At 70.3% G+C, this 22151-nt stretch carries 22 protein-coding genes and 1 tRNA gene; 14 read left to right on the forward strand and 9 right to left on the reverse strand.

The genetic code is table 11. The annotated features are described in order from the left end of the window. Positions 1–101 precede the first annotated feature (101 nt). From HII36_RS40880 to HII36_RS40915, 8 genes are all read left to right on the forward strand, one after another. Positions 102–896 (forward strand): uracil-DNA glycosylase, encoded by a 795-nt coding sequence (locus HII36_RS40880; RefSeq protein ID WP_173528715.1) that lies wholly within the window; start codon positions 102–104, stop codon positions 894–896. A gap of 95 nt (positions 897–991) precedes the next feature. Beyond that, positions 992–2308, forward strand: a complete 1317-nt coding sequence (locus HII36_RS40885; RefSeq protein ID WP_173528716.1) for an NAD(P)/FAD-dependent oxidoreductase — start codon at positions 992–994, stop codon at positions 2306–2308. Between the two features lie 128 nt (positions 2309–2436). Continuing rightward, positions 2437–2973 carry a glycine cleavage system protein R gene (locus HII36_RS40890; protein ID WP_173528717.1) on the forward strand — a complete coding sequence of 179 codons (537 nt, stop codon included), beginning with the start codon at positions 2437–2439 and terminating at the stop codon, positions 2971–2973. A 20-nt stretch (positions 2974–2993) separates the two neighbouring features. Continuing rightward, positions 2994–3488 carry a peptide deformylase gene (locus tag HII36_RS40895; RefSeq protein WP_217370583.1) on the forward strand — a complete coding sequence of 165 codons (495 nt, stop codon included), beginning with the start codon at positions 2994–2996 and terminating at the stop codon, positions 3486–3488. A 49-nt stretch (positions 3489–3537) separates the two neighbouring features. Continuing rightward, positions 3538–3610, forward strand: a tRNA-Leu gene (locus tag HII36_RS40900). A 422-nt stretch (positions 3611–4032) separates the two neighbouring features. After that, positions 4033–4818 (forward strand): Bax inhibitor-1/YccA family protein, encoded by a 786-nt coding sequence (locus tag HII36_RS40905; RefSeq protein ID WP_173528718.1) that lies wholly within the window; start codon positions 4033–4035, stop codon positions 4816–4818. A 158-nt stretch (positions 4819–4976) separates the two neighbouring features. Continuing rightward, complete coding sequence (locus HII36_RS40910) at positions 4977–5210, forward strand: DUF4287 domain-containing protein (RefSeq protein WP_173528719.1); 234 nt, start codon at positions 4977–4979, stop codon at positions 5208–5210. Positions 5211–5264: 54 nt separating this feature from the next. Further along, positions 5265–5675 carry a PPOX class F420-dependent oxidoreductase gene (locus HII36_RS40915; RefSeq protein WP_173528720.1) on the forward strand — a complete coding sequence of 137 codons (411 nt, stop codon included), beginning with the start codon at positions 5265–5267 and terminating at the stop codon, positions 5673–5675. Positions 5676–5722: 47 nt separating this feature from the next. Here the strand turns inward: HII36_RS40915 and HII36_RS40920 are convergent, their stop codons facing one another. The 3 genes from HII36_RS40920 to HII36_RS40930 form a co-directional block, all read right to left on the reverse strand. After that, positions 5723–6940, reverse strand: a complete 1218-nt coding sequence (locus HII36_RS40920; RefSeq protein ID WP_173528721.1) for an acetyl-CoA C-acetyltransferase — start codon at positions 6938–6940, stop codon at positions 5723–5725. 71 nt (positions 6941–7011) lie between these two features. Then, entirely contained in the window at positions 7012–8358 is a 1347-nt protein-coding gene (locus tag HII36_RS40925; protein WP_173528722.1) for an outer membrane protein assembly factor BamB family protein, read from the reverse strand. A 53-nt stretch (positions 8359–8411) separates the two neighbouring features. Next, positions 8412–9377: an SGNH/GDSL hydrolase family protein gene (locus tag HII36_RS40930; RefSeq protein ID WP_173528723.1), complete on the reverse strand. Its 966-nt coding sequence runs from the start codon at positions 9375–9377 to the stop codon at positions 8412–8414. 145 nt (positions 9378–9522) lie between these two features. Between HII36_RS40930 and HII36_RS40935 the strand changes: the two genes are divergently transcribed. Further along, positions 9523–10893 carry a cystathionine beta-synthase gene (locus HII36_RS40935; protein WP_173528724.1) on the forward strand — a complete coding sequence of 457 codons (1371 nt, stop codon included), beginning with the start codon at positions 9523–9525 and terminating at the stop codon, positions 10891–10893. Positions 10894–10950: 57 nt separating this feature from the next. Here the strand turns inward: HII36_RS40935 and HII36_RS40940 are convergent, their stop codons facing one another. Next, on the reverse strand, positions 10951–12093 hold the full coding sequence (locus HII36_RS40940; RefSeq protein WP_173528725.1) for a sensor histidine kinase: 1143 nt from the start codon (positions 12091–12093) through the stop codon (positions 10951–10953). Positions 12094–12313: 220 nt separating this feature from the next. Between HII36_RS40940 and HII36_RS40945 the strand changes: the two genes are divergently transcribed. Then, positions 12314–12472, forward strand: a complete 159-nt coding sequence (locus HII36_RS40945; RefSeq protein WP_173528726.1) for a hypothetical protein — start codon at positions 12314–12316, stop codon at positions 12470–12472. Positions 12473–12677: 205 nt separating this feature from the next. Continuing rightward, entirely contained in the window at positions 12678–13817 is a 1140-nt protein-coding gene (locus HII36_RS40950) for a cystathionine gamma-synthase (RefSeq protein WP_173528727.1), read from the forward strand. Between the two features lie 25 nt (positions 13818–13842). Here HII36_RS40950 and HII36_RS40955 read toward each other — a convergent pair whose 3' ends face one another. After that, positions 13843–14274, reverse strand: a complete 432-nt coding sequence (locus HII36_RS40955) for a DUF2269 family protein (protein ID WP_173528728.1) — start codon at positions 14272–14274, stop codon at positions 13843–13845. Between the two features lie 9 nt (positions 14275–14283). After that, the gene (locus HII36_RS58305) at positions 14284–14409 is read right to left on the reverse strand and encodes a hypothetical protein (RefSeq protein WP_268959740.1); all 126 of its coding nucleotides are present in this window, start codon (positions 14407–14409) and stop codon (positions 14284–14286) included. 140 nt (positions 14410–14549) lie between these two features. Here HII36_RS58305 and HII36_RS40960 point away from each other — a divergent pair, with 140 nt between their 5' ends. Beyond that, positions 14550–14972 carry a DUF6292 family protein gene (locus HII36_RS40960; RefSeq protein ID WP_173528729.1) on the forward strand — a complete coding sequence of 141 codons (423 nt, stop codon included), beginning with the start codon at positions 14550–14552 and terminating at the stop codon, positions 14970–14972. Positions 14973–15301: 329 nt separating this feature from the next. Here the strand turns inward: HII36_RS40960 and HII36_RS40965 are convergent, their stop codons facing one another. The 3 genes from HII36_RS40965 to HII36_RS40975 all read right to left on the reverse strand — a co-directional run bounded on the left by HII36_RS40965 (position 15302) and on the right by HII36_RS40975 (position 19605). Continuing rightward, positions 15302–17323, reverse strand: coding sequence for a vWA domain-containing protein (locus HII36_RS40965; protein ID WP_173528730.1), 2022 nt, complete (start codon positions 17321–17323; stop codon positions 15302–15304). Positions 17324–17401: 78 nt separating this feature from the next. Next, the gene (locus tag HII36_RS40970; RefSeq protein ID WP_173528731.1) at positions 17402–18148 is read right to left on the reverse strand and encodes a hypothetical protein; all 747 of its coding nucleotides are present in this window, start codon (positions 18146–18148) and stop codon (positions 17402–17404) included. Positions 18149–18213: 65 nt separating this feature from the next. Next, on the reverse strand, positions 18214–19605 hold the full coding sequence (locus HII36_RS40975) for a sigma 54-interacting transcriptional regulator (RefSeq protein WP_328808122.1): 1392 nt from the start codon (positions 19603–19605) through the stop codon (positions 18214–18216). Between the two features lie 169 nt (positions 19606–19774). Between HII36_RS40975 and HII36_RS40980 the strand changes: the two genes are divergently transcribed. Then, a complete protein-coding gene (locus HII36_RS40980; protein ID WP_173528734.1) occupies positions 19775–20965 on the forward strand; it encodes an FIST signal transduction protein in 1191 nt (396 codons plus the stop codon). A gap of 16 nt (positions 20966–20981) precedes the next feature. Then, positions 20982–22139, forward strand: a complete 1158-nt coding sequence (locus HII36_RS40985; protein ID WP_328808123.1) for an ROK family protein — start codon at positions 20982–20984, stop codon at positions 22137–22139. Positions 22140–22151 lie beyond the last annotated feature (12 nt).

The following is a 22151-nucleotide window of genomic DNA, read 5'->3' on the forward strand; positions in this document are numbered from 1 at the left end:
CCCCCGTTCCCACGGTCGTGCCCAGCCCCGCGCCCACCGCCGGTCCCGCCACGCCCGCGCCGAGTCCGTCCAAGACCAGGTGATCGGGCACGATCGGGGGCATGAGTTTCGTACCTCCTGGCACCGGCTGGCCTGACGACCCCGCGACCGCCGACACCCCGGTCGCGCTCGACCCCGCGGACGTGCGCCGCCTCGCCCCCGCCAGCGGCACCCTCGCGGAGCTCACGGCACGCCAGTCGGTGTGCCGTGCCTGCCCGCGTCTGGTGGAGTGGCGCGAGGACGTCGCCACGGTGAAGCGGCGCGCGTTCGCGGACGAGACGTACTGGGGCCGTCCCGTCCCCGGCTGGGGCGCGGAGGAGCCGCGGGTGCTGCTGGTCGGGCTGGCCCCGGCCGCGCACGGGGGCAACAGGACCGGCCGGATCTTCACCGGCGACCGCAGCGGCGACTGGCTGTTCGCCTCGCTGTACCGCACCGGGCTGGCCGCCCAGGAGACCAGCACGTACGCCGACGACGGCCAGCGGCTCATCGGCGCCCGCATGCTGGCGTCGGTGCGCTGCGCCCCGCCCGCGAACAAGCCCACGCCCGAGGAACGCGCCACCTGCTTCCCGTGGATGGCCAGGGAGATCGAGCTGTGCGCGCCCAGCGTGCGGGTGATCGTCGCGCTGGGCGGCTTCGCCTGGCAGGCCATGTGGCCGGCGCTCAAGGCCGCGGGCTACGAGCTGCCGCGTCCCAGGCCGCCGTTCGGGCACGGCGTGGAGGTCGAGAGCGCCTACGGCGACGCCGCCGTGACGCTGATGGGCTGCTACCACCCCAGCCAGCAGAACACGTTCACCGGCCGCGTGACCGCCCCGATGCTGGACGCCGTCTTCACCAGAGCCAGGGAGCTGGCTGTGTGACGCGTTGCATGCCCCCGGGATTGGATTCCGGGAAAGGCATGGGCGTAAGCTTGTGAATGCTTTCACAAGCACTCCACAAGGGATGGGGCCTCAAGATGAACAAGCACATCTTGATCGTCGGCGGCGGGTACGTCGGCCTGTACACAGCGCTCAGGCTGCAGCGCAAGCTCCGCAGGGAGCTGCGCGGCGGTGAAGTGCGCATCACGATCATCGATCCCCAGTCCTACATGACCTACCAGCCCTTCTTGCCTGAGGCGGCCGCGGGTAACCTGTCGCCCAGGCACATGGTGGCCCCGCTGCGCCGGGTGCTGCCGAAGGCGCGGATACTCAACGGCACGGTCACCAAGGTCGACCACCACGAGCGCACCGTGACGTTCCAGCCCGCCGAGGGCGACGCGCGCCAGATCGCCTACGACGTCATCGTCATGGCGGCCGGGTCGATCTCGCGCACGCTGCCGATCCCCGGCCTGACCGACATCGGCATCGGGTTCAAGACCGTGGGCGAGGCCATCGCGCTGCGCAACCGGGTGCTGCACCTGCTCGACGTGGCCGAGTCGACCGACGACCCCGAGGTGCGCCGCAGGGCGCTCACGTTCGTCGTGGTCGGCGCCGGCTTCGCGGGCGTCGAGGCGCTGGCCGAGCTGGAGGACATGGCCAAGGACTCCATGCGCTACTACCGCAACATCAAGCCGTCGGACGTGCGCTGGGTCCTGGTGGAGGCGACCTCCAGGGTGCTGCCCGAGGTCGGCCCCGAGATGGGCAAGTGGACGCTGGAGCAACTGCGCGAGCGCGGCATCGACGTCAGGCTGGAGACCCGGCTCGAATCGTGCGTCGGCGGCCACGTGGTGCTCTCGGACGGCACCGACTTCGAGGCCGAGACGCTGGTGTGGACCGCCGGCGTCAAGCCCAGCCCCGTCGTCAACGACAGCGACCTGCCGCTGGACGAGCGCGGCCGGATCAAGACCACCACCCGGCTCACCGTCGCCGGCATCAAGGACGCGTTCTCGGCCGGCGACGCGGCGGGCGTGCCGGACGTGACCAACCCCGGCCAGTACTGCGCGCCCAACGCCCAGCACGCGGTGCGCCAGGCCAAGGTGCTCGGCGACAACATCGTCAGGCACCTGCGCGGCCAGCAACTGGTCGAATACCGCCACAAGTATGTCGGATCGGTCGCCGGTCTGGGCCTGCACCAGGGCGTCGCCAACGTCTATGGCGTCAAGCTTCGCGGATTCCCTGCGTGGTTCATGCACCGCACCTACCATCTGTCGCGGGTGCCGACGCTGAATCGCAAGGTCCGCGTCGTCGTCGACTGGACCCTGGCCCTGTTCTTCAAGCGAGAGACGATCTCGCTGGGTGAGATGGAGCACCCACGCGAAGGCTTCAGGGCCGCGGTGGCGACGACCCGCCGCTAGCCCGGGCTCCGGCCGAGCCGCAGCAACGACAAGGCGGCGACAAGGCAGCGAGAAGGCGGCGCCCCGGCGAATCATCGCCGGGGCGTTCGCGGCGCCCCTGGTGTCTCGAGCGGAAGGGGAAACCACGGGTGGGGCTCTCAGCGGTGACCGTGCTCGGCGTGGACCGGCCCGGAGTGATCGCCGCGGTCACCGGTTCGCTCGCCGAATGCGGGGCGAACATCCAGGACTCGACCATGACGTTGCTCGGCGGCCACGTGGCGATGATGCTGCTGGTCTCCGGCGAGCAGGAGCCCGACGAGCTGATGAAACGGCTCATGGCGCCCGATCTGGTGGTCACCGTATCGGCCATCGAGGCCCGCTGCTCCTTCGGCCGGCGCGGGCGCGGTCACTCCGCCGGCCGGGCCAGCGGACTCGGTTACGTCCTGACCGTGTACGGCCCCGACCGACCGGGCATCATCTCCGCCGTCAGCGCCGTCCTGGCCGCGGACGGCGGCAACATCACCGGGATGAGCACCCGGCTCACCGGCCGTCTCTACGTGCTCATCGCCGACGTCGAGCTGCCGAAGGAGGTGGACGTGGCGGCGCTCATGCGCAGGCTGGCAGCCGTCGGCTCCGGACTCGAATCCGAGATCACCTTCCGCCCCGTGGAACCGGATCTTCTGTGACCCCTGGCACCGCACGCGACGTGCTCGAGGCCCCGCACCCACTCCTGTGCGCCGCCGCCGAGCCGGTCGATCCCGCCGACCCCGAGGTCGTGGCCGCCGCCGCCGACCTGCTGGCCACGTTGCGCGCGGTGCCGCTCGCCTACGGCCTGGCCGCTCCCCAGATCGGCGTCGGACGCCGGCTGATCGCCTTCGACGCCGCCCGTCATCCCCGCTGCCGATCGTGGGCCGGCGAGCTCGTGCTGGCCAATCCGATGCTCGCCGCCGCCTCCCACTGGGACCACGGCCGTGAGGGCTGCGCGTCGATCCCCGGCCTCATGGCCGACGTCCTGCGCGCTGGGCGTATCACTGTACATGGGCATTTGCCAGGCACGGGCGAGCCAGTCACCATCGAAGCTGATGCCTTTGAAGCCCGTTGCATTCAGCACCAACTGGACCATCTGGACGGCGTACTCTTCCTGGACAGAGTGCCTGGAGCCCTATCACTTCACCGCAGACTTCACACTTGTGACGCCTGATGCGAAGTTGTGCTCCTCGGAAGCATGGTCCGTTTCGTATGATTGCGGCGCCCCCGTAGCCCAATGGCAGAGGCAAACCCCTTAAAAGGGTTGACGTGCGGGTTCGAATCCCGCCGGGGGCACCGATCGGCATCACGCCCTTTTGGGTCCCTGACCTGGTGTTTCTCTGCCAGGGCGAGCCGATCCCCGGATCCGCCCGTTCCTGACGGGGAATGCCGGGCCGGACGAGCCCGCGGGCGACCCTCACCGGGCCGCCCGCGCGGGACGTTCCGGGAAATCCGGGTCAGCGCGGGGAGTATTTCCGCGAAGACCTTCAGTAACCCCCCTTCGCGGCGATCCGCCCGTTACCGATAATCCACCCGAAGCGGTCAGGGGTCCGTTTCTCCTACCATGGAAACCACCGTCCCCCGACCCCGAGCGACGACGATGGGAACTCAGCGGCGATCACGTTCGTTATCATCGCTGCCCATCATCCGAATCTCACCCGCAAGTTGACCTAGGTGCCGCCCCGGCCCCGATGGGTCAGGCGCACAGGAGGCAGCGCATGGAGAGCAAGAACCCCGTATTCAGCAAGTCACGGTCCGGGGGTTGGTCGGCGCCCACCCCGGCTCCCGAGGTCTTGCAGAACATGTACGACGCCCCGTCGTACGCACCCCCCGCCCCGCCCGCGTACCGGACGATGACGCTCGACGACGTCGTGGTGCGCGGCTTCATGACCCTGGGCTCCCTGATCGTGGCCGCGGGCGCCGCCTGGTACCTGGAGGTCCCGGTCGGCGTCGGCATCGGCGCCGCCGTCGTGGCGCTGATCCTCGGTTTGATCGCCTCGTTCACGATGAGCACCAACCCGGTGCTCATCCTGGGCTACGCGATCTTCGAGGGCGTGTTCCTCGGCGTGATCAGCTCCGCCTACGAGAGCCTGTTCAACGGCATCGTGCTGCAGGCGGTGATCGGCACGGCGATGGCCTTCGCGGGCGTCCTGGCCGTCTACGCGCTGCGCATCGTCAGGGTCACACCCAAACTGGTGAAGTTCGTCATCGCGGCCGGCTTCGCGGCCATCGCGCTGGTGCTGGTCAACCTGCTGGTCTCGATCTGGGTGCCCGGCGGCCTCGGTCTGCGTACCGACAGCCCGCTCGGCTGGATCTTCAGCGCGGCCATGATCCTGCTCGGCTGCTTCTTCCTGCTCCTCGACTTCGACTCGATCGAGCAGGGCGTCAAGCAGGGCGCGCCGGCCAAGTTCGCCTGGCAGTGCGCGTTCGGCCTCACGCTGAGCCTGGTCTGGATCTACCTGGAGGTGCTGCGCTTCATCAGCTACTTCAGCGGTGACGACTGACCGTCCCACTGACGAGGGCCTCGCCGATCCGGCGGGGCCCTCTCTTTGTGCGACCGGAAATCTACCCGCCGTCACAAAATGATGCCTGGTTGGGGGCTTGCCATTCGCTGTGCGGTGTTGCAGTGTCAAGCAAAGGACCTTAATCCGCGGAGGTGCCCATGTCCTTGAACCACTCACCGGAGACGCAGCTGAAGCTCATCGCCAGAGTCCCCGCTATCACGGGACGCGAACTCCCCGAGTGGTTCCGAGCCATCGACAACGGCCCGGCTTTCCTCAGGTGCGACGAGCGGGCCAACTGGCTCGCCGACGAGCACGGGCTGACCCACGGCTACGCCGCCGCGATCGTGCACGAACACGAGCGGCACCGCCGTAACCGCATGGGCTCAAGGTAGAGCCCATTCCCGCCTTCGCGCCCGTGCCCCGCACGGGCGCGTCATCATGACTGGATGGATCTAGACAAGGCTCGGGACTTCCTCCGCAACCACCACCACGCCGTCCTGCTCACGAGACATCGCGATGGGCGCCCGCAGATGTCGCCGGTGACCGTCGGCGTGGACGACGAGGGCTACCTGGTGATCAGCACCAGGGAGACGGCCGCCAAGTTCCGCAACCTCCTCCGCGACCCGGACGTGGCCATCTGCGCCTTCACCGATCAGTTCTTCGGCGAGTGGATCCAGGTGGAGGGCCGGGCGGAGGTCATCGCGCTGCCCGAGGCCATGGACCATCTGGTGGCCTACTACCGCAGGATCTCGGGCGAGCACCCCGACTGGGACGACTACCGGGCCGCGATGGTCCGCGACCGCCGGGTGATCGTCCGCGTCACTCCCGTCAAGGCCGGACCGGACAAGCACGGCTGACCTGCCGAAGGCCGGCCCTCGACGCGAGGACCGGCCTTCCACGCGACCTAGCTGAGACGCTCCAGGACCATCGCCATGCCCTGGCCGCCGCCCACGCACATCGTCTCCAGCCCGATGCTCTTGTCGTGGTGGCGCAGGCTGTTGATCAGCGTGGACGTGATCCGCGCGCCCGTCATGCCGAACGGGTGGCCGACCGCGATCGCGCCGCCGTTGACGTTCAGCCGGTCGAGGTCGATGCCCAGGTCGCGGTACGAAGGGATGACCTGCGCGGCGAACGCCTCGTTGATCTCCACCAGGTCCACGTCGTCGATCGCCATGCCGGCCCTGGCCAGCGCCTGCCTGGACGCCTCGACCGGGCCGAGCCCCATGATCTCCGGCGACAGGCCGGTGACGCCGGTCGAGACGATGCGGGCCAGCGGCGTGATGCCCAGCTCGGCCGCCTTGGTGTCGCTCATCACGATCACCGCCGCCGCGCCGTCGTTCAGCGGGCAGCAGTTGCCGGCCGTGACCGTGCCGTCGGGGCGGAAGACCGGCTTCAGCGCCGACACCGCGTCGTACGTGGTGCCCGCGCGTGGGCCGTCGTCCTTGCTGACCACGGTGCCGTCAGGCAGCGTGACCGGGGTGATGTCCTTCTGCCAGAAGCCGTCGGCCAGCGCCTTCTCCGCCAGGTTCTGCGAGCGCACGCCGAACTCGTCCTGGTCCTTGCGGGTGACGCCCTTGAGCTGGGCCAGGTTCTCCGCGGTCTGGCCCATCGCCATGTAGATGTCGGGGACGATCCCGTCTTCACGCGGGTCGTGCCACGTCTTGCCGCCTTCGCCGAACGCCTGGGTGCGGGCGACCGCCTCGGCGAAGACCGGGTTCTGCGTGTCGGGCAGGGAGTCGGAGTTGCCCTTGCGGAACCTGGAGACGGTCTCGACGCCGGCCGAGACGAACACGTCGCCCTCGCCCGCCTTGATGGCGTGGAAGGCCATCCTGGTGGTCTGCAGGGACGAGGAACAGTACCGGGTGATCGTGGTGCCTGGCACGTTGTCCAGGCCCAGCATGACCGACACCACCCGGGCCATGTTGAATCCCTGCTCGCCGCCCGGCAGGCCGCAGCCGAGCATGATGTCGTCGATGGTGGCGGGGTCGAGCTGGGGCACCTTGGCGAGCGCGGCCTGGATCATCTGGACGGTCAGGTCGTCGGGACGGATGTCCTGCAGCGAACCCTTGAAGGCTCGTCCGATGGGGGATCGCGCGGTCGCGACGATGACTGCCTCGGGCATGGCCCCTCCTTTGTCGGCTCTCTTCCAGAACTATATTTCAGTCCCGTCCGAGTCTCGCCGCGGGTGCCGGGTCAGCCGTACATGCCGGGAGTGGTGGCGGTGCGGTCGTTGGTGGCGTGCAGGGCGCCCTTCTCGTCGCGCCACAGCCGCCAGCCGTCCTGGCTGCCGGTGAACCACGGGGGCGGCGGCGCGGCGGCTCGCAGGCGCTTGCCGGTGGCCAGGTCGAACTCGCAGATCGCGGCGGTGGAGTAGAAGCCGGGCGGCTGCGCGCGCAGCGGCAGCGGCTTGGGATCGGTGACGCAGAAGGACCAGGCCCGCTGGTCGTCGACCGCCACGGACCTGCCGGTGCCCAGGTCGAAGGCCGAGCCCTTGGTGCCGTGCTTGAGGAAGGCCAGCTTGTCCATCCGGTCGGGGAAGGCCAGCCACCAGCCAGAGCCCGGCACCGCGGCGCCCGTCACCTGGCCGAGCACCCGGCCGGTCTCGGAGTCGAGCCTGGCGAAGCCGCCGTAGGCGCCCTGGCGGTCGACGGGACGGACGACCGGCGCGTAGCCGGGATTGCCGCTGGGGTAGACCCGCACGACCGACGGCCGCATCCAGTTGACGGTCCCCTCGGTGATCTTGATGGAGAACAGGCCGAACGTGGAGACCTTCTTCGTGCGCGGATTGGTGTACGGGGCCACGTATCCGACCAGGTTGTCGCCGGTCGCGCCGAACGCCCAGCCGCCCGACATGTCGATGCCCGGGCCAAGCGCCTGCTCGATGGGCTGCTGCCACTGGAGCTTGCCGGTCTTGACGTCGTACGACTCGATCATCGGGTTGGCCGCCAGGCGTAGCAGCAGCACCCTGGCCGGGTCGGACCACTCGACCTCGGAGATGCCCGGCAGCTTCCACATGATCTTGCCGGAGTTCGGGTCGAGCACGACCAGGCGGGCGTTGGCCAGCGCCGTGTGCTCCGACAGGCAGACGTACGGGCCGCAGCGCTGCGGCCCGAAGGTCGAGTGCACCGGCCTGGACCACTTCTGCGCGCCGGTGCGCGCGTCGCGGGCGATGAGCGTGGCGTTCCAGCGCGGCTGCTTCTTGGCCGGGTCGAGCGCCACCACGACGGCCTGGTTCCGGCCGGTCTCGACGATCGCCGGCGCGGAGACGCCCATGCCGGGCAGCCGGCCCGCCATGGTGGCCGGGTGGGACCACAACTTCTTGCCGTTGGCCAGGTCGAGCGCGGCGGTCTCCAGGCTGCCGTCGGGCTTCATGGAGGTGGCCGTGACGACCCCCGCCGCCGCCGCCGTCCGGCTGACCACGTTCACTTGGGTGTTGTGCCAGGTCGGGTAGGCGGTCGTGGCCGCGTCGCTGCCTGAGCACGCGGAGGCGGCCAGGGTCGCGGCGAGGGCCAGGGACGCGTTCGTGAAGGGCCGGAGCACGGGCAGATCACTCCAAAAGACGATGAGGGAGTGACGGCTCCGGCTCGGAGGGTTCAGGCTTCGTCGAGCATCTCGCCGCGCCGCCGGCGGAACAACGTGACCCACTTGCCGTAGGGGCCCGTCGCCCGCCCGTCGACGCGGGTCGCGGAGACCTCGGTGCCGGGCTCCTCCGCGGCCGTAGCCGCCGCAAGGTAAATCGGTTGCAGTCCTTCACCGCGCGCGGGCCGTGGCTCCGGCCACAGCCCCAACGCAGCGCATACAGAAGGTAGCACCGCGTAAGCGGCCTGCGCGTAACCTCGGTCAGATGGATGGAAACGATCCGGTCCGAACATTTCTGACGGATTTGTATCGAATTCCGGCCCCAGGACGTCGGCGAACGCGACCGTCCGCGCGCCCGCGTCGACCACCGCCACCGTCTGGGCGGCGGCGAGCTGGCGGCTCCAGCGCCGGGTGACCCAGCGCAGCGGCTGCGCGATCGGGCGCACCGTGCCCAGGTCCGGGCAGGTGCCGACGATCACCTCGACGCCGGCGTCGCGCAGCCGCCGCACCGCCTTGACCAGATGGCGCACCGCGGTCGCGGGCGGGGTCTGGGTGATGATGTCGTTGGCCCCGACGAAGATGACCGTCACGTCGGGCTCCATCAGCAGGGCCTGGTCGACCTGCTCGTCCAGCTCGGCCGACGGGGCGCCCGACTTGCCGACCACCCGCAGGAGCACCGGGCGCTCGGCGACCGCGGCCAGCCCGTTGGCCAGCAGCACGCCCGGGGTGTGGCTGGGATCCGTCATGCCCAGGCCGACCGAGGTCGAGTCGCCCAGCATGGCCAGCTTGATCGGGGTGCCGGGGAAATCGCCGTACGTGCCGTCGGACGGGGGGCCGTCCAGGCCGTGCGGGCGGCCGATGGCGCGGCGGGCCAGCAGTCCTTCGGCGATGAGCAGGCCGTACGCGGTGGCTCCCAGCGCCGTCAGCCCGCCACCGCCCAGCGCGGCCGCTGTCGCGATCCTGCGGGCGGCACGCGCCATGCCAGCTGCCCAGACCACTCGTTACCCCCCTCAGCCGGACTCGGCGGTAGCGTTTGCTTGAAAACTAGCCGAGGGCCGCCCACCCCCACTGGATCTCGGCCTCAGGCAAGCTGACCAAGCTTTGGCAAAGAAGGTGAACACCTCGGTGCGCGTTTACGATTCCCTGGTCGAGCTCATGGGGAACACTCCGCTCGTCCGTCTGCACAAGGTTTCCTCCGGGCTGCCTGCCCAGGTGCTCGCCAAGGTTGAGTACTTCAACCCGGGTGGCTCGGTGAAAGACCGCATCGCGGTGCGCATGATCGAAGCCGCCGAGGCCTCCGGGCAGCTTCGGCCCGGCGGCGTGATCGTCGAGCCGACGTCCGGCAACACCGGGGTGGGCCTGGCCATCGTGGCCCAGCAGAAGGGCTACCGGTGCCTGTTCGTGGTGCCCGACAAGGTGGCCCAGGACAAGATCGCGGTGCTGCGCGCGTACGGCGCCGAGGTCGTGGTCTGCCCGACCGCCGTCTCGCCCGACCACCCCGACTCGTACTACTCGGTCTCCGACCGGCTGGCCCGCGAGGTGCCCAACGCCTGGAAGCCCGACCAGTACTCCAACGTCAACAACCCCGAGTCGCACTACCACTCCACCGGCCCCGAGCTGTGGGAGCAGACCGAGGGCAGGATCACGCACTTCGTCGCGGGCATCGGCACCGGCGGCACGATCAGCGGCACCGGGCGATACCTGAAGGAGGTGTCCGGCGGCCGGGTGAAGATCATCGGGGCCGACCCCGAGGGCTCGGTCTACTCCGGCGGCTCCGGGCGTCCGTACCTGGTGGAGGGCGTGGGCGAGGACATCTGGCCGGCCACGTACGACACCGAGATCTGCGACGAGATCATCGCCGTGTCCGACAAGGACTCCTTCAACATGACCCGCAGGCTCGCCCGCGAGGAGGGGCTGCTGGTCGGCGGCTCGTGCGGCATGGCCGTCGTCGCCGCGCTGCAGGTGGCCGCCAAGGCCGGGCCCGACGACGTGGTGGTCGTGCTGCTGCCCGACGGCGGCCGCGGCTACCTGTCGAAGATCTTCAACGACGACTGGATGGCCGACTACGGCTTCCTGACCACCACCTCCGAGGAGGGCCTGGTCGGGGACGTGCTGGCGCGCAAGGGGGCGAACCTGCCCGAGTTCGTGCACGCGCACCCGTACGAGTCGGTCGGCACGGCCATCGCGATCATGCGCGAATACTCGGTGTCCCAGCTCCCGGTCATGAAGGAGGAGCCCCCGGTCATGGCGGCCGAGGTGATCGGCTCGATCGTGGAGCGCGACCTGCTGGAGGCGCTCTACCACGGCAAGCTCTCCTCCGACGACCCGATCGCCGAGCACATGTCGGCCCCGCTGCCCACGATCGGCAGCGGCGAGCCGGTGTCGCGGGCGGTCGAGGCGCTGGAGAAGGCCGACGCGGCGGTGGTGCTGGAGGACGGCAAGCCCAGCGGGCTGATCACCCGCCAGGACCTGCTCGCCTTCCTGGCCAACCACTGAGCCGCCGCCGCCGTTGAGTTCCCGCTTCCCGCTTCCTCAGGGGAGCGGAAACTCTCCTCAGGGGAGCGGGAACTCGGCGACGACCTGCCAGCCGCCCTCCGCCGACGGGCCCGCGTAGAGCCTGCCGCCCAGGGCCTCCACCCGCTCGGCCATGCCCACCAGCCCGAACCCGCCGCCCAGCCGGGACACCCGGGGGTCGCCGTGCGAGCCGAAGTTGCGCACCCGCAGCACCACGGCCCGCTCGTGGCGGCGCAGGTCGGCCTCCACCCAGGCCGCGCCCTGGGCGTGCTTTCGCACGTTCGTCAGGGACTCCTGCAGCACCCGGTGCAGCGTGGTCATCACCTCGGGCGGCAGCGTGCGGTCGTCGATCCCGGCGCCGATCTCGAAGGCCACCTTCGGCCCGCCCGCGGAGAAGCCGTCGGTCAGCAGCCGCAGGTCGGCCAGCGTGGTGCCCGGTTTGCGCGCGGCGTCGTCCTCGGTGCGCAGCACGGTGACCATGCGGCGCATCGAGGTCAGCGCCTCGGTGCCGGCCCCGGCGATCGCGTCGAGCGCGGGCAGCACGGCCTCCGGCTTGGTCTCCGCGACCGACCGAGCCGCCTGGGCCTGGACCACGATGCCGGTGATGTGGTGCGCGACCAGGTCGTGCAGTTCCCTGGCCAGTTCGAGGCGTTCGGCGCGGCGCACCGAGTAGACCGCCTCCGTCCGGCGTTCCTGCTGGAAGCGCAGGTAGCCGCCCACCCCGGCGGCCATCGACCAGCCCACGAACAGCATGAACGAGAACACCAGCCCGGCCTGCTGGTAGTCGCGGCCGATCGCCTCGGCCATCAGCACGACCAGCGACACGCACGACAGCAGCGCCGCCCACCTGACCGGCTCCACGTGCCGCAGCACGCCGATGGTCAGGATGAGGATCGCGCCCGTCTCCGCCGTGCCGGGCACCCCGTCGAAACCGGTCAGGCCCATGACGACCGAGATGAGCAGCGACAGCCCGAGCAGGACGACGAAGCCCTCGACCCGGTACCTGCGGCGGAGGACGACCGCCGCGATGCCGGCCACGCCGCAGAACGGGACCAGCCACTGCGCGCCGTTCGTGCCCGCGGCCACCAGCAGGTCGATGAGCAGCATCATGGCCAGCCAGCCGAGCATCGCGATCTCGCTCAGCCGGCGGACCCAGTACACGACGCGCTTCGATTCCCCCACGGCGTCGAGCCTAGGCCGGAAGTCGGACAGGTCGTATCAACCGTTCGGCCGAGTGATCCGGCCGGAGACCGGCCCTTCAGCGGAGGCGGCACCGGGGGTGCGGGACCGATGCTGGATATGTCGCAAGGACAGGGGACGTCGCGGGAACACGGGACGTCGCACGGGCAGGGGACGGAGACAGGACATGGTCGTCATCGGGTTCGTACTTCTAGGTGCAGGGTTGGTCGTCGGCCTGCTGCTCGCGCTGGCCGACCCGGTGCTGCTGTCCCGCATCAACGGCGAGCCCGCGGAGGGCCGCAGCGGCCGGCACATCGACGCCGAGATCGTCAAGCTGGCGCCGCGCGCGGGGGAGCGGCGCCAGGAGGCCGAGGCCGCCTGACCAAGAGGGCCTGACCGATCGATACGTGGCTCGCGCGGCATGCCGCACGAGCCCCCGGAGCCGCCGTCGGGGAACGGCCGCTCCGGCGGGGGACGCCGTTGGGGAGCGGCGGCTCCGGCGGGCGTGTTGGGGAACGCGCCCGCCAGGCCGGCCCGCGGTCCGTTGGGGAACGGATCGCGGGCCGACTTCCGTTACGGTGGCATTCATGAGCAACGGTTTTGAGACCCTGGCGATCCACGCAGGCCAGGAGCCCGACCCGCTGACCGGCGCGGTCGTGCCCCCGATCTACGCCACGTCCACCTACAAGCAGGACGGCGTGGGCGGCCTGCGCTCCGGATACGAGTACAGCCGCTCGGCCAACCCCACCAGGACCGCGCTCGAAGAGGCGCTGGCGGCGGTGGAGGGCGGGGCCCGCGGGCTGGCCTTCGCCTCGGGCCTGGCCGCCGAGGACACGCTGCTGCGGGCCATGTGCAAGCCGCAGGACCACGTGATCATCCCCAACGACGCCTACGGCGGCACCTACCGGCTCTTCGCCAAGGTGAACGAGCGCTGGGACCTGCACTACGACCCGGTCCCGCTGCACGACCTCGACGCCGTGGCCGCCGCCATGACCCAGAAGACCAAGATCGTTTGGGTCGAGACGCCGACGAACCCGCTGCTCGGCATCGCCGACATCGCCGCGCTGGCCGAACTGGCCCACGACAACGGCTCGCTGCTGGTCGTCGACAACACGTTCGCCTCGCCGTACCTGCAGCAGCCGCTCGCGCTCGGCGCGGACGTCGTCGTCCACTCCACCACCAAGTACGTGGGCGGGCACTCCGACGTGGTCGGCGGCGCGCTGATCGCGGCCGACCAGGGGGTCGGCGACGAGCTGGCCTACCACCAGAACGCCATGGGCGGCGTGGCCGGGCCGTTCGACGCCTGGCTGACGCTGCGCGGGCTCAAGACGCTCGGCGTGCGCATGGACCGCCACTGCGACAACGCCGAGCGGGTCGTCGACCTGCTGCTCGCGCACCCGCGCGTGACCCAGGTGCTCTACCCGGGGCTGGCCGAGCACGCCGGGCACGAGGTGGCCGCCAAGCAGATGAAGCGGTTCGGCGGCATGGTGTCGTTCCGGGTCGCGGGCGGCGAGGCCGAGGCCGTGGCGGTGTGCGACAGGGCCAAGCTGTTCACGCTGGGAGAGTCGCTGGGCGGGGTCGAGTCGCTCATCGAGCACCCGGGCCGCATGACCCACGCCTCGGCGGCCGGCTCGCCGCTGGAGGTGCCCGCGGACCTGGTGCGGCTGTCGGTCGGCATCGAGACGATCGACGACCTGCTCGCCGACCTGACCCAGGCCCTGGGCTGACCTGGCGCTTCCCGGCCCGGACGTGTTACGGGCCGGGAACCACCATCAGGAAGAGGATCACCAGCCAGATCACCGCGAGCAGCCCGCTGATCGCGGCGATCCTGCCGTTCTGCACCTGCGCGTCGTCCTCGGCGCTGTCGCTCGACAGCGCGCGCACTGCGGTGCGCAGGTCGCGGTCGATGATGACGATCAGCACGACGGCCACGATGAACAGCGTCATCGACGCCGTCATGTACCACTGCCCCAGCAGGCCGCCGCCCGTGACCACGCCGAGCGCCACCCCGAACACCAGCACCCCGATCGAGCCGAAGCTGTAGACCCGGGTCATGCGCTGGAGATTCTGCAGAACGGGCACGTTCTTGTTCCGGATGGCGCGTGGCGCGGCCATCGTCGCGGCGGTGAGCGGACCGATGGTGAAGATCGCGAAGCCGATGTGCAACCAGAGAAGCAGGTCCATGCGGAGAGACTAGTCCCCGACGATCTCTCCGGGGGACTCGACACCCTCTTTACTCTTCGAGGAGCACCGCATGATCAGTTCGGTGGCCGCGACGGCGACCACCATCAACGCGATCAGCAGAATCATGGCAATCATGGAGCTCCCCTCCTTCCCCGTGGCGGACGTAAATATCGTCCGTAATGACTAGACGCATGTGCAACGGAATAAGTTCATGGCGGGTATGGTTGTTAACCGTCGCTTTTCTCTTACCCTTCGGGTACAAGGGGGTTCCCTCCGTGGCCATCAGGCACGTCGAGCCGTACACCGACGAGTGGCTGCAGCAGCCCGTCTGCTACGTCCAGCGCGTCGTCGACCTGCTCGAAGACCAGGTGTCCGACTGGTGGGAAGGGCCTTGCGACCCGCGTCACGCCACCGTGCTGCTGACCGACGGGAGCGCCCTGGTCTGGGACGAGGAGAGCGGGTGGCGGCTCGGCCGGTTCGCCTCCGGCGGGCGCGGGCGGGACACCGAGCTGACCGGGGTGCGTTACCTGGGCCACGGGCTGCTGCCCAGGCCTGAGCGGGTGCCTTCGGCACTGGCCGACGCGCGCGCCGGTATCGGCGCCAGCTCCGCCTGGCGGCCGTGCTACCGGTCGCACCGCAACTGCCGTGACGGGTTCGACGTCGCGCTCGACTTCTACACCCGCCTCGTCGACGCCTGACGGCCCTTTTCGGGACCCCACCTGGGCGGTCTCTCTCCCTCAACGGACCTGCGCCTTCTGAGGGGTCCGCGCTTTCCGGTGCCCGCGCTCTCCAGGGGCCTGCGCCTTTCAGAGGCCCGCGCTCTCCAGAGGCCCGCGCTTTCCGGGGGCCTGCGCCTTCTGAGGGATCCGCGCCTTCCAGGGGCCCGCGCCTTCCGAGGGGCCTGAGGTCGTGCGGGCGTTTTGTGTGCTGGGGGTCCAGACTTCTGTCCCTCAAGGGACCCCGGCCCGAGCAGGACCTGAGCCCGTGCGGGGCCCGCCTTCGCAGGGGACCCCGGCACGGGCGGTGTTCAGCGGGCGCGGCGCAGCCGCAGGAAGTCGCTCACCACATACTCCCCGAGCCGTTCCGCGCTGGGTGAGAAGACCCGACCGCCGTTCCTGCGCGCCACCTCGTCGACGAACTCCTTCAACCGTTCGTCGGCCGCCAGCATGAAGACGTTGATCGTCGCCCGCCGCCTGGTCATCTTGTCCACCTCGGCCAGCGTCAGCTCCAGCGTCTCGCTCGAAGGCGGCCACTCGAAGGCCGAACGCCCGCTGCGCAGCAGATGCGCCGTCGGCTCGCCGTCGGTGACCACCAGCACGACCGGCTCGAAGTCCGGGTGCCGGTCCAGGTGCCGGCCGGCGATCAGCAGCGCGTGGTGCAGGTTGGTGCCCTGGACCATGTCCCAGTCGAGGCCCGCCAGTTCGTCGGGCTGCAGCACCCGCGCGTAGTTCGAGAACCCGATGATCTGCACCGCGTCCTGCGGGAACTTGGAGGCCACCAGCGCCTGCAGGGCCAGCGCGGTCTGCTTGGCCGCCGCCCACGTGCCGCGCAGGGCCATCGAGTACGACAGGTCGACCAGCAGGCAGACCGCCGCCGCGCTGCGCCGTTCGGTCTCGGCGACCTCGAAGTCGTCCACGGACAACCGCACCCGCGCCGCCCTGGTCCCGGCCGACGCCCTGGTCCCGGTGGCGGATCCGGTGGTGGGCCCGGTTGCCGGCCTGGTGCGGTGGGCCAGGCCGCCGGCGCGCACGCCGTTGACCAGCGTGCGGACGACGTCGATCGGCTGCTCGTCACCGAACCGCCAGGGCCGGGACGAACCGGTCAGCTCGCCCGCCGAACCCGCGTCGTGCTGGTCGTGGTCGCCGCGCCGGCCCGCGTCGAGCGAGGCGAACACGCGGCGCAGCGCCGTCTCGCCCAGCCGTCGCACGGCCTTGGGCGTGAGCTCCAGCTTGCCGCGGCGGCGCAGCAGGTAACCCTGCTCCTCCAGCTCGCGCTCGATCCGCTTCAGCGCCTCCAGGTCGTCCACGGCGGAGCGGCCCAGCGCGCGCCGGACGGCGGCCTCGTCGATGTCGTCGAGTCTGGCGCCCGGATAGTCCTGGCGCAGGGCGGTTTCGAGCTGGGTGAGGTCGGCCAGCTCCTCCAGCGCGGTGACGGCGTCGCCGAGTCCGAGCGGGTCCTCGCCGGTGAGGCGTTCCGGGGCGTTCCACGCCAGATCGGGACGCCGGGCGTACAGGGACTCGCCCAGACGGCGCATCTGGTCGGACAACCCGGCCTGGTCGAGCGTCTGGTTGATCAGGTTGCTCAGCTCTTCGCGCTGGCTCGGCGTCATCGAGGCGAGCATGCGCTGGGCGGCGGCGGCGCGGCGGGCCAGGAGGTCGATGAGTTCGCCGAGGTTACGCGGCTTTTCAGGGAACAGGTCCCCATATTTGCCCATGAAGGCTTCGAAGTCTTCTTGGGTATGTTCGCCGCGGGAATCCCGGTCCAGCATGTCGTTCAGATCCGACATCATCTGCCGGATCCGCTCCATCGTCGCCGGATCCGGGTTCGCCAGCGCCTCGCGCATGCCCCGGAACTGGCTGTCGAGCACCTCGCGCCGCAACAGGTCACGCAGTTCCTCGAACGTCTGCCTGGCCGCGGCCGAGCGCCACTCGTACGAGCTGAGCTGCTGGATGGCGCTGGCCGTGTCGTCGGGCAGCGAGTCGAGCTCGGACTCGCGCAGCCTGGCGTCGTCGGACGGGTCGGGGAACAGCTCGGCCCGCTCCTGGCCGATGGCCTTGTCGAGCAGCGCCCTGGCCTTCTCCAGCGTGCCGTCGAGCCGGCCGCGCTCACGCAGCTCCCTGCGCCGCCTGCGCACCTCCCTGAGCATGTCGTCCAGGCCGCGCCGGTCCGCCGCGCCGGGCAGACCGCGTTTGAGCAGGTCACGCAGGGCATGGACGGGCGTGGAGCCGGACAGGATCGCGTCGCCCATCTCGTCGAGCGCGGCACGCACGTCGTAGGGAGGGGCCAGGGGGTCGGGGCCGTCGTGGTACTCGCCATAGCGGTAGGCCATCACGCACCCCACGCTAACCCGATAAACCCGGATACGCGCCCAGGAACGCCGCTCTCGCGGGCGCCACCCCCGGGATGACTACGCGTCGCCGTAGATCTCCCAGACCTGGTTCACGTAGCGGCTGTCCGGCAGGTAGTCGACCTTCACCAGCACCGGGTACTTGAGCTTCTTCATCACCTTGGTGAGGTCGTGCCCGGTGCACTCCTTCTTGCCCAGGCCGTTCCTGTCCGCGTTCACCGGCCGGCCCGTCAGCCAGCCGGCCCCGCACTTCGCCGTCACCCGGCTGAACGCGGTGAGCCAGGTGTAGCCGAGCTTGGTCGTCCTGCCGTTCGCGGTGAACAGCAACGTGTTGCCGTTGACCCACTTCAGCGTGCCGCGAGCGGTGACCGCCTTGCTCTCGCCGGCCGGGAAGAACTCGCTGACCCTCAGCGCCTTGCCGCCCGAGTGCTCGACGCGCACCGCCTGCGGCCCGCGCGCCAGCGTGGCGGCCAGGTCCTTCGGCTTGCACGCGGTCTTGCCCAGGCCCTTGCGGTCCACCGCGATGCGGCCCTCGGTCTCCTTCAGGTCGCAGGCCAGCGTGACACGCGTGTAGGCGGCGCCGCGGTAGTCGAGCTTCAGCTCCCGCGCCCCGGGGACGCGCTTGAGCTTGTAGAACAGGTACCCGTCCCGCTTGGTGAGCTTGGCGGTCATCGGCACGACGCGCAGGCTGCCCGAGCCGTCGGCCCAGGCGTAGCCGTAGGAGACCTGGGACGTGGTGGCCTGGGCCGGCGCGGCGAAGCCGCAGAGGGCCAGGGCGGCGGCCGAGGCGAAGACGAGCGAACGCATGGACGGTCTCCCCCGTGAGAGTGGAACTGACTCATCAGTTTGGACGCGGGAGACCGTCCGATCGTTCACGTACGGTAGATCGTTACCCCGTCCAGGTCTTCCTTCGACAGACGGCGCATCAGGTAAAGCCCTTCCAAGGCGAACTCCAGCGCCGCCGCGGCATGGCCGGGAGACTCCTCGCCCGCGCCCATCCCGAGCCGCGACATGATCTTCGCCAGCCCGCTGACCGGCCCGATCCTGTGCAGCAGCTCGGCCGCGGGCACGAGCTCGCCAGACTCCACCTGGTTGCCCTCGGCGAACTTGTCGGTCACCGCGGACAGGTCCATGCCGCCCAGTCGGCTCCTGAACGTCTCGGCCGTGGCCCGGCGCAGCAGGTGGGCCAGGATCTCGGTCTCCCTGCCCTCCTCGCTGACCTCGAACTCGACCTTGCCGCGCAGGCTGTGCACGACGCTGCCCAGGTCGCACACGCGGGTGACGGCCTGCTCCTCGTCCTTGATCGCGGACCTGCGCACGGCCGAGGCCATCGCGGTCTCCGCCGCGGCGATCGAGAAGCGCGCCGACACGCCGGAACGGGCGTCCACGGCGGTGGATTCGCGGACCAGCCTGGTGAACCTGGCGATGACCTCGACCAGGTGCTCCGGGATGTCGGCGCCGATGTCCGGCATCGACTCCTGGCGGATGAGGGTGAGCTCGTCCTCGATGGTCAGCGGGTAGTGCGTGCGGATCTCGGCGCCGAACCGGTCCTTGAGCGGGGTGATGATGCGGCCCCGGTTGGTGTAGTCCTCGGGGTTGGCGCTGGCGATGAGCAGGATGTCGAGCGGCAGGCGCAGGTTGTAGCCGCGTACCTGGATGTCGCGTTCCTCCAGGACGTTCAGCAGCGACACCTGGATGCGCTCGGCCAGGTCGGGCAGCTCGTTGACGGAGAACACGCCGCGGTTGGTGCGGGGGACCAGGCCGTAGTGGACGGTCTCCGGGTCGCCCAGCGTGCGCCCCTCGGCGATCTTGATCGGGTCGACGTCGCCGATCAGGTCGCCCACGGAGGTGTCGGGGGTGGCGAGCTTCTCGCCGTAGCGCTCGTCGCGGTGCTTCCACGCGACGGGCAACTCGTCGCCCAGCTCGCGGGCCAGGGCCTGGCAGCGCGTGCAGGCCGGCGCGTACGGGTGGTCGTTGATCTCGCAACCCTCGACGACGGGGGTCCATTCGTCCAGAAGGCCGGTGACGGTGCGGATGAGCCGGGTCTTGCCCTGGCCGCGCTCACCGAGCAGGACCAGGTCGTGCCCGGCGAGTAACGCCCGCTCCAGATGCGGCAGGACGGAGTCGTCGAACCCGACGATGCCGGGGAACCTGGGCTCGCCCGCCCGTAGCCTGGCCAGCAGGTTTTCCCTGACCTCGGCCTTGACGGTGCGATGAACGTGGCCGCTCTCTCGCAACTCGCGGAGAATACGTGGCTGATGCACGGGATCGAGACTACGTCCCCGGAGAGGAATGCGGCAGGGAGTTTCGCATCTGGCGGAGATTTCGGATCTTGACTATTGCGTGACGATTCGTGTGCGTGCTTATCCCTTTAGTGGGGAGAATCCGGTCAGCGAATACGGACTGTCGAGGGAGGCGAGACGCGTGGCCTTGATGACGAGCCGCTTCGCCGACGGGCTCGCCGTGGGAGCCGACCTGGTGAAGGCCGCGGAGAGCGCGGTCGGCCAGGCACTGTCCAGGCTCAGCGGCCGAGCCGACTTGGTCTGCTTCTTCATCTGCGGCGAGAACCCCGAGGACGTCGCCCTGGCCGGGCAGGCAGCCATGCGGCTGGCGCCGGAAGCCCATGTGATCGGCTGCAGCGCCACCGGCGTGATCGGCGACGGCCAGGGCGTGGAACTGACACCGGCCGTGAGCGCCTGGGCGGCCACCCTGGAAGGAGCCAGGCTCACCACGTTCCAACTGGAGACACTGACGGCCGAGGACCGGTTCGTGGTGGTCGGGCTGCCCGAGCGCACCCCCGACGACCACGTGGCGATCCTGCTCGCCGACCCGTACACGTTCCCCACCGACGCCTTCGTCGAGCGGTCCGTGGACGTGCTCGGCGACCTGCCGCTCATCGGCGGCCTGGCCAACGGCATCCAGGGACGCGGCTCGGTGCGCCTGTTCGCCGACGGCGAGGTCTACACGGAAGGCGCCATCGGCGTGCTGCTCAGCGGCCCACTGAAGGTCAGCATGGTGGTCAGCCAGGGCTGCCGGCCGATCGGACCGAGCATGGTCGTCACCCGCTCCGAGGAGAACCTGCTGCTCGAACTGGCCGGCCAGCCCGCGCTGGCCCGACTGGAGGACATCGTCAGCGAACTGGACGAGGACGACCGCGACCTGGTCGCCGCCGGCCTGCAGATCGGCGTGGCCATGGACGAATACGCCGAACGCCACGAACGCGGCGACTTCCTGATCAGAGGCGTGATCGGCATCGACCCCGAGCGCGAGGCCGTGGCCATCGGGGACATCGTCGAGGTCGGACGTACCGTGCGCTTCCAGGTACGCGACGCGGCCACCGCGGACGAGGACCTCTACGACCTGCTCGACGCGCACCGCGAGGAACTGGGCAAGGTGGACGGCGCGCTGCTGTTCTCCTGCAACGGACGCGGCTCGGCCATGTTCGGCACCGCCGACCACGACCCGGTCGCGCTCCGCGACACGCTGGGACCGATCGGGGTGGCGGGGTTCTTCGCGGCGGGGGAGGTGGGGCCGGTGGCCGGGCACAACCATGTGCACGGATTCAGCGCGTCGGTGCTGGTGTTCTCCAGCACGGTCGGCAGCAGTACGGCGGGCGGCCCGTGACCTGTTGTTGTTGCGGGTGCTTGCAGCGTCCTGGGGTGCGGCGGGCTCCTGGGGTGCGGCGGGTTCCTGGAACGTCGAGTTGGGTTCCTGGGACGTCGAGTCGGGCGCCTGGGACGTCGAGTCGGGCTCCTGGGGTTTCGTGGTGATCCTCGCCATCGACGTTGGCGGCACGAAGCTGGCCGCCGGACTGGTCGCAGACGACGGCACGGTGGTGACGTCCAGACGGACCGCCACCCCGCAGGACGCCGGCCCGGAAACCCTGTGGAAGACGCTCACCGATCTGATCGAACCGCTCACGGCCCACGCCGCCGCCGGCGGAGGGCCGGTCGAGGGGGTGGGCGTGGGCTGCGGCGGCCCCATGACCTGGCCGGACGCCGAGGTCTCGCCGCTCAACATCCCAGGCTGGCGCGGCTTCCCCCTGCGCGCCAGGCTCGCCGAGCGGTTCCCCGGTTTACCGGTACGCGTCCACAACGACGCCATCTGCCTGGCCGTGGCGGAACACTGGAAGGGCGCCGGGCGTGGCGCCTCGGACATGCTCGGCATGGTCGTCTCGACCGGGGTCGGCGGCGGCCTGATTCTCAACGGACGCCTCATCAACGGCGGCACCGGCAACGCCGGGCACATCGGACACGTGGTGGTGGAGCCCGATGGCGGGCCCCGGTGTGGCTGTGGCGGCCACGGCTGCCTGGAGGCCGTCGCCAGGGGACCGGCACTGACGTCGTGGGCCCTGGAGCAGGGCTGGGTGCCCGGCGCAGCCCAGCCCGGTACGGGAGGGGAACCGTACCTGGAGAACCAAGCGGCCACCGCCTGGACGGACGCTGGGGAGCCGTATCTGGAGGACCGAGCAGTCACAGGACGCGCGCTGGCAGAGGACGCACGGGCAGGCGACCCAATCGCAGCACGGGCAATGCACCGAGCCGGCCGCGCCCTCGGCATCGCGATCGCCTCGGCAACCCACCTGTGCGACCTGGACCTGGTCACCATCGGCGGCGGCCTCTCACAGGCAGGCGAACCACTGTTCGGCCCCCTGGAGGAAGCCTTGCGGGAGCACGCCCGCATGGAATTCGCCCGTCGCGTGAAGGTCATGCCCGCCGCCCTGGGCCAGGAAGCCGGCCTGGTAGGCGCAGCCGCCTTGCTCCTGGCCGGCACCCAATACTGGACCACCCACTCCTGACCCGTTCCCCCC

Source organism: Nonomuraea antri (genome assembly GCF_013283785.1).
Taxonomy (GTDB): Bacteria; Actinomycetota; Actinomycetes; order Streptosporangiales; family Streptosporangiaceae; genus Nonomuraea; species Nonomuraea antri.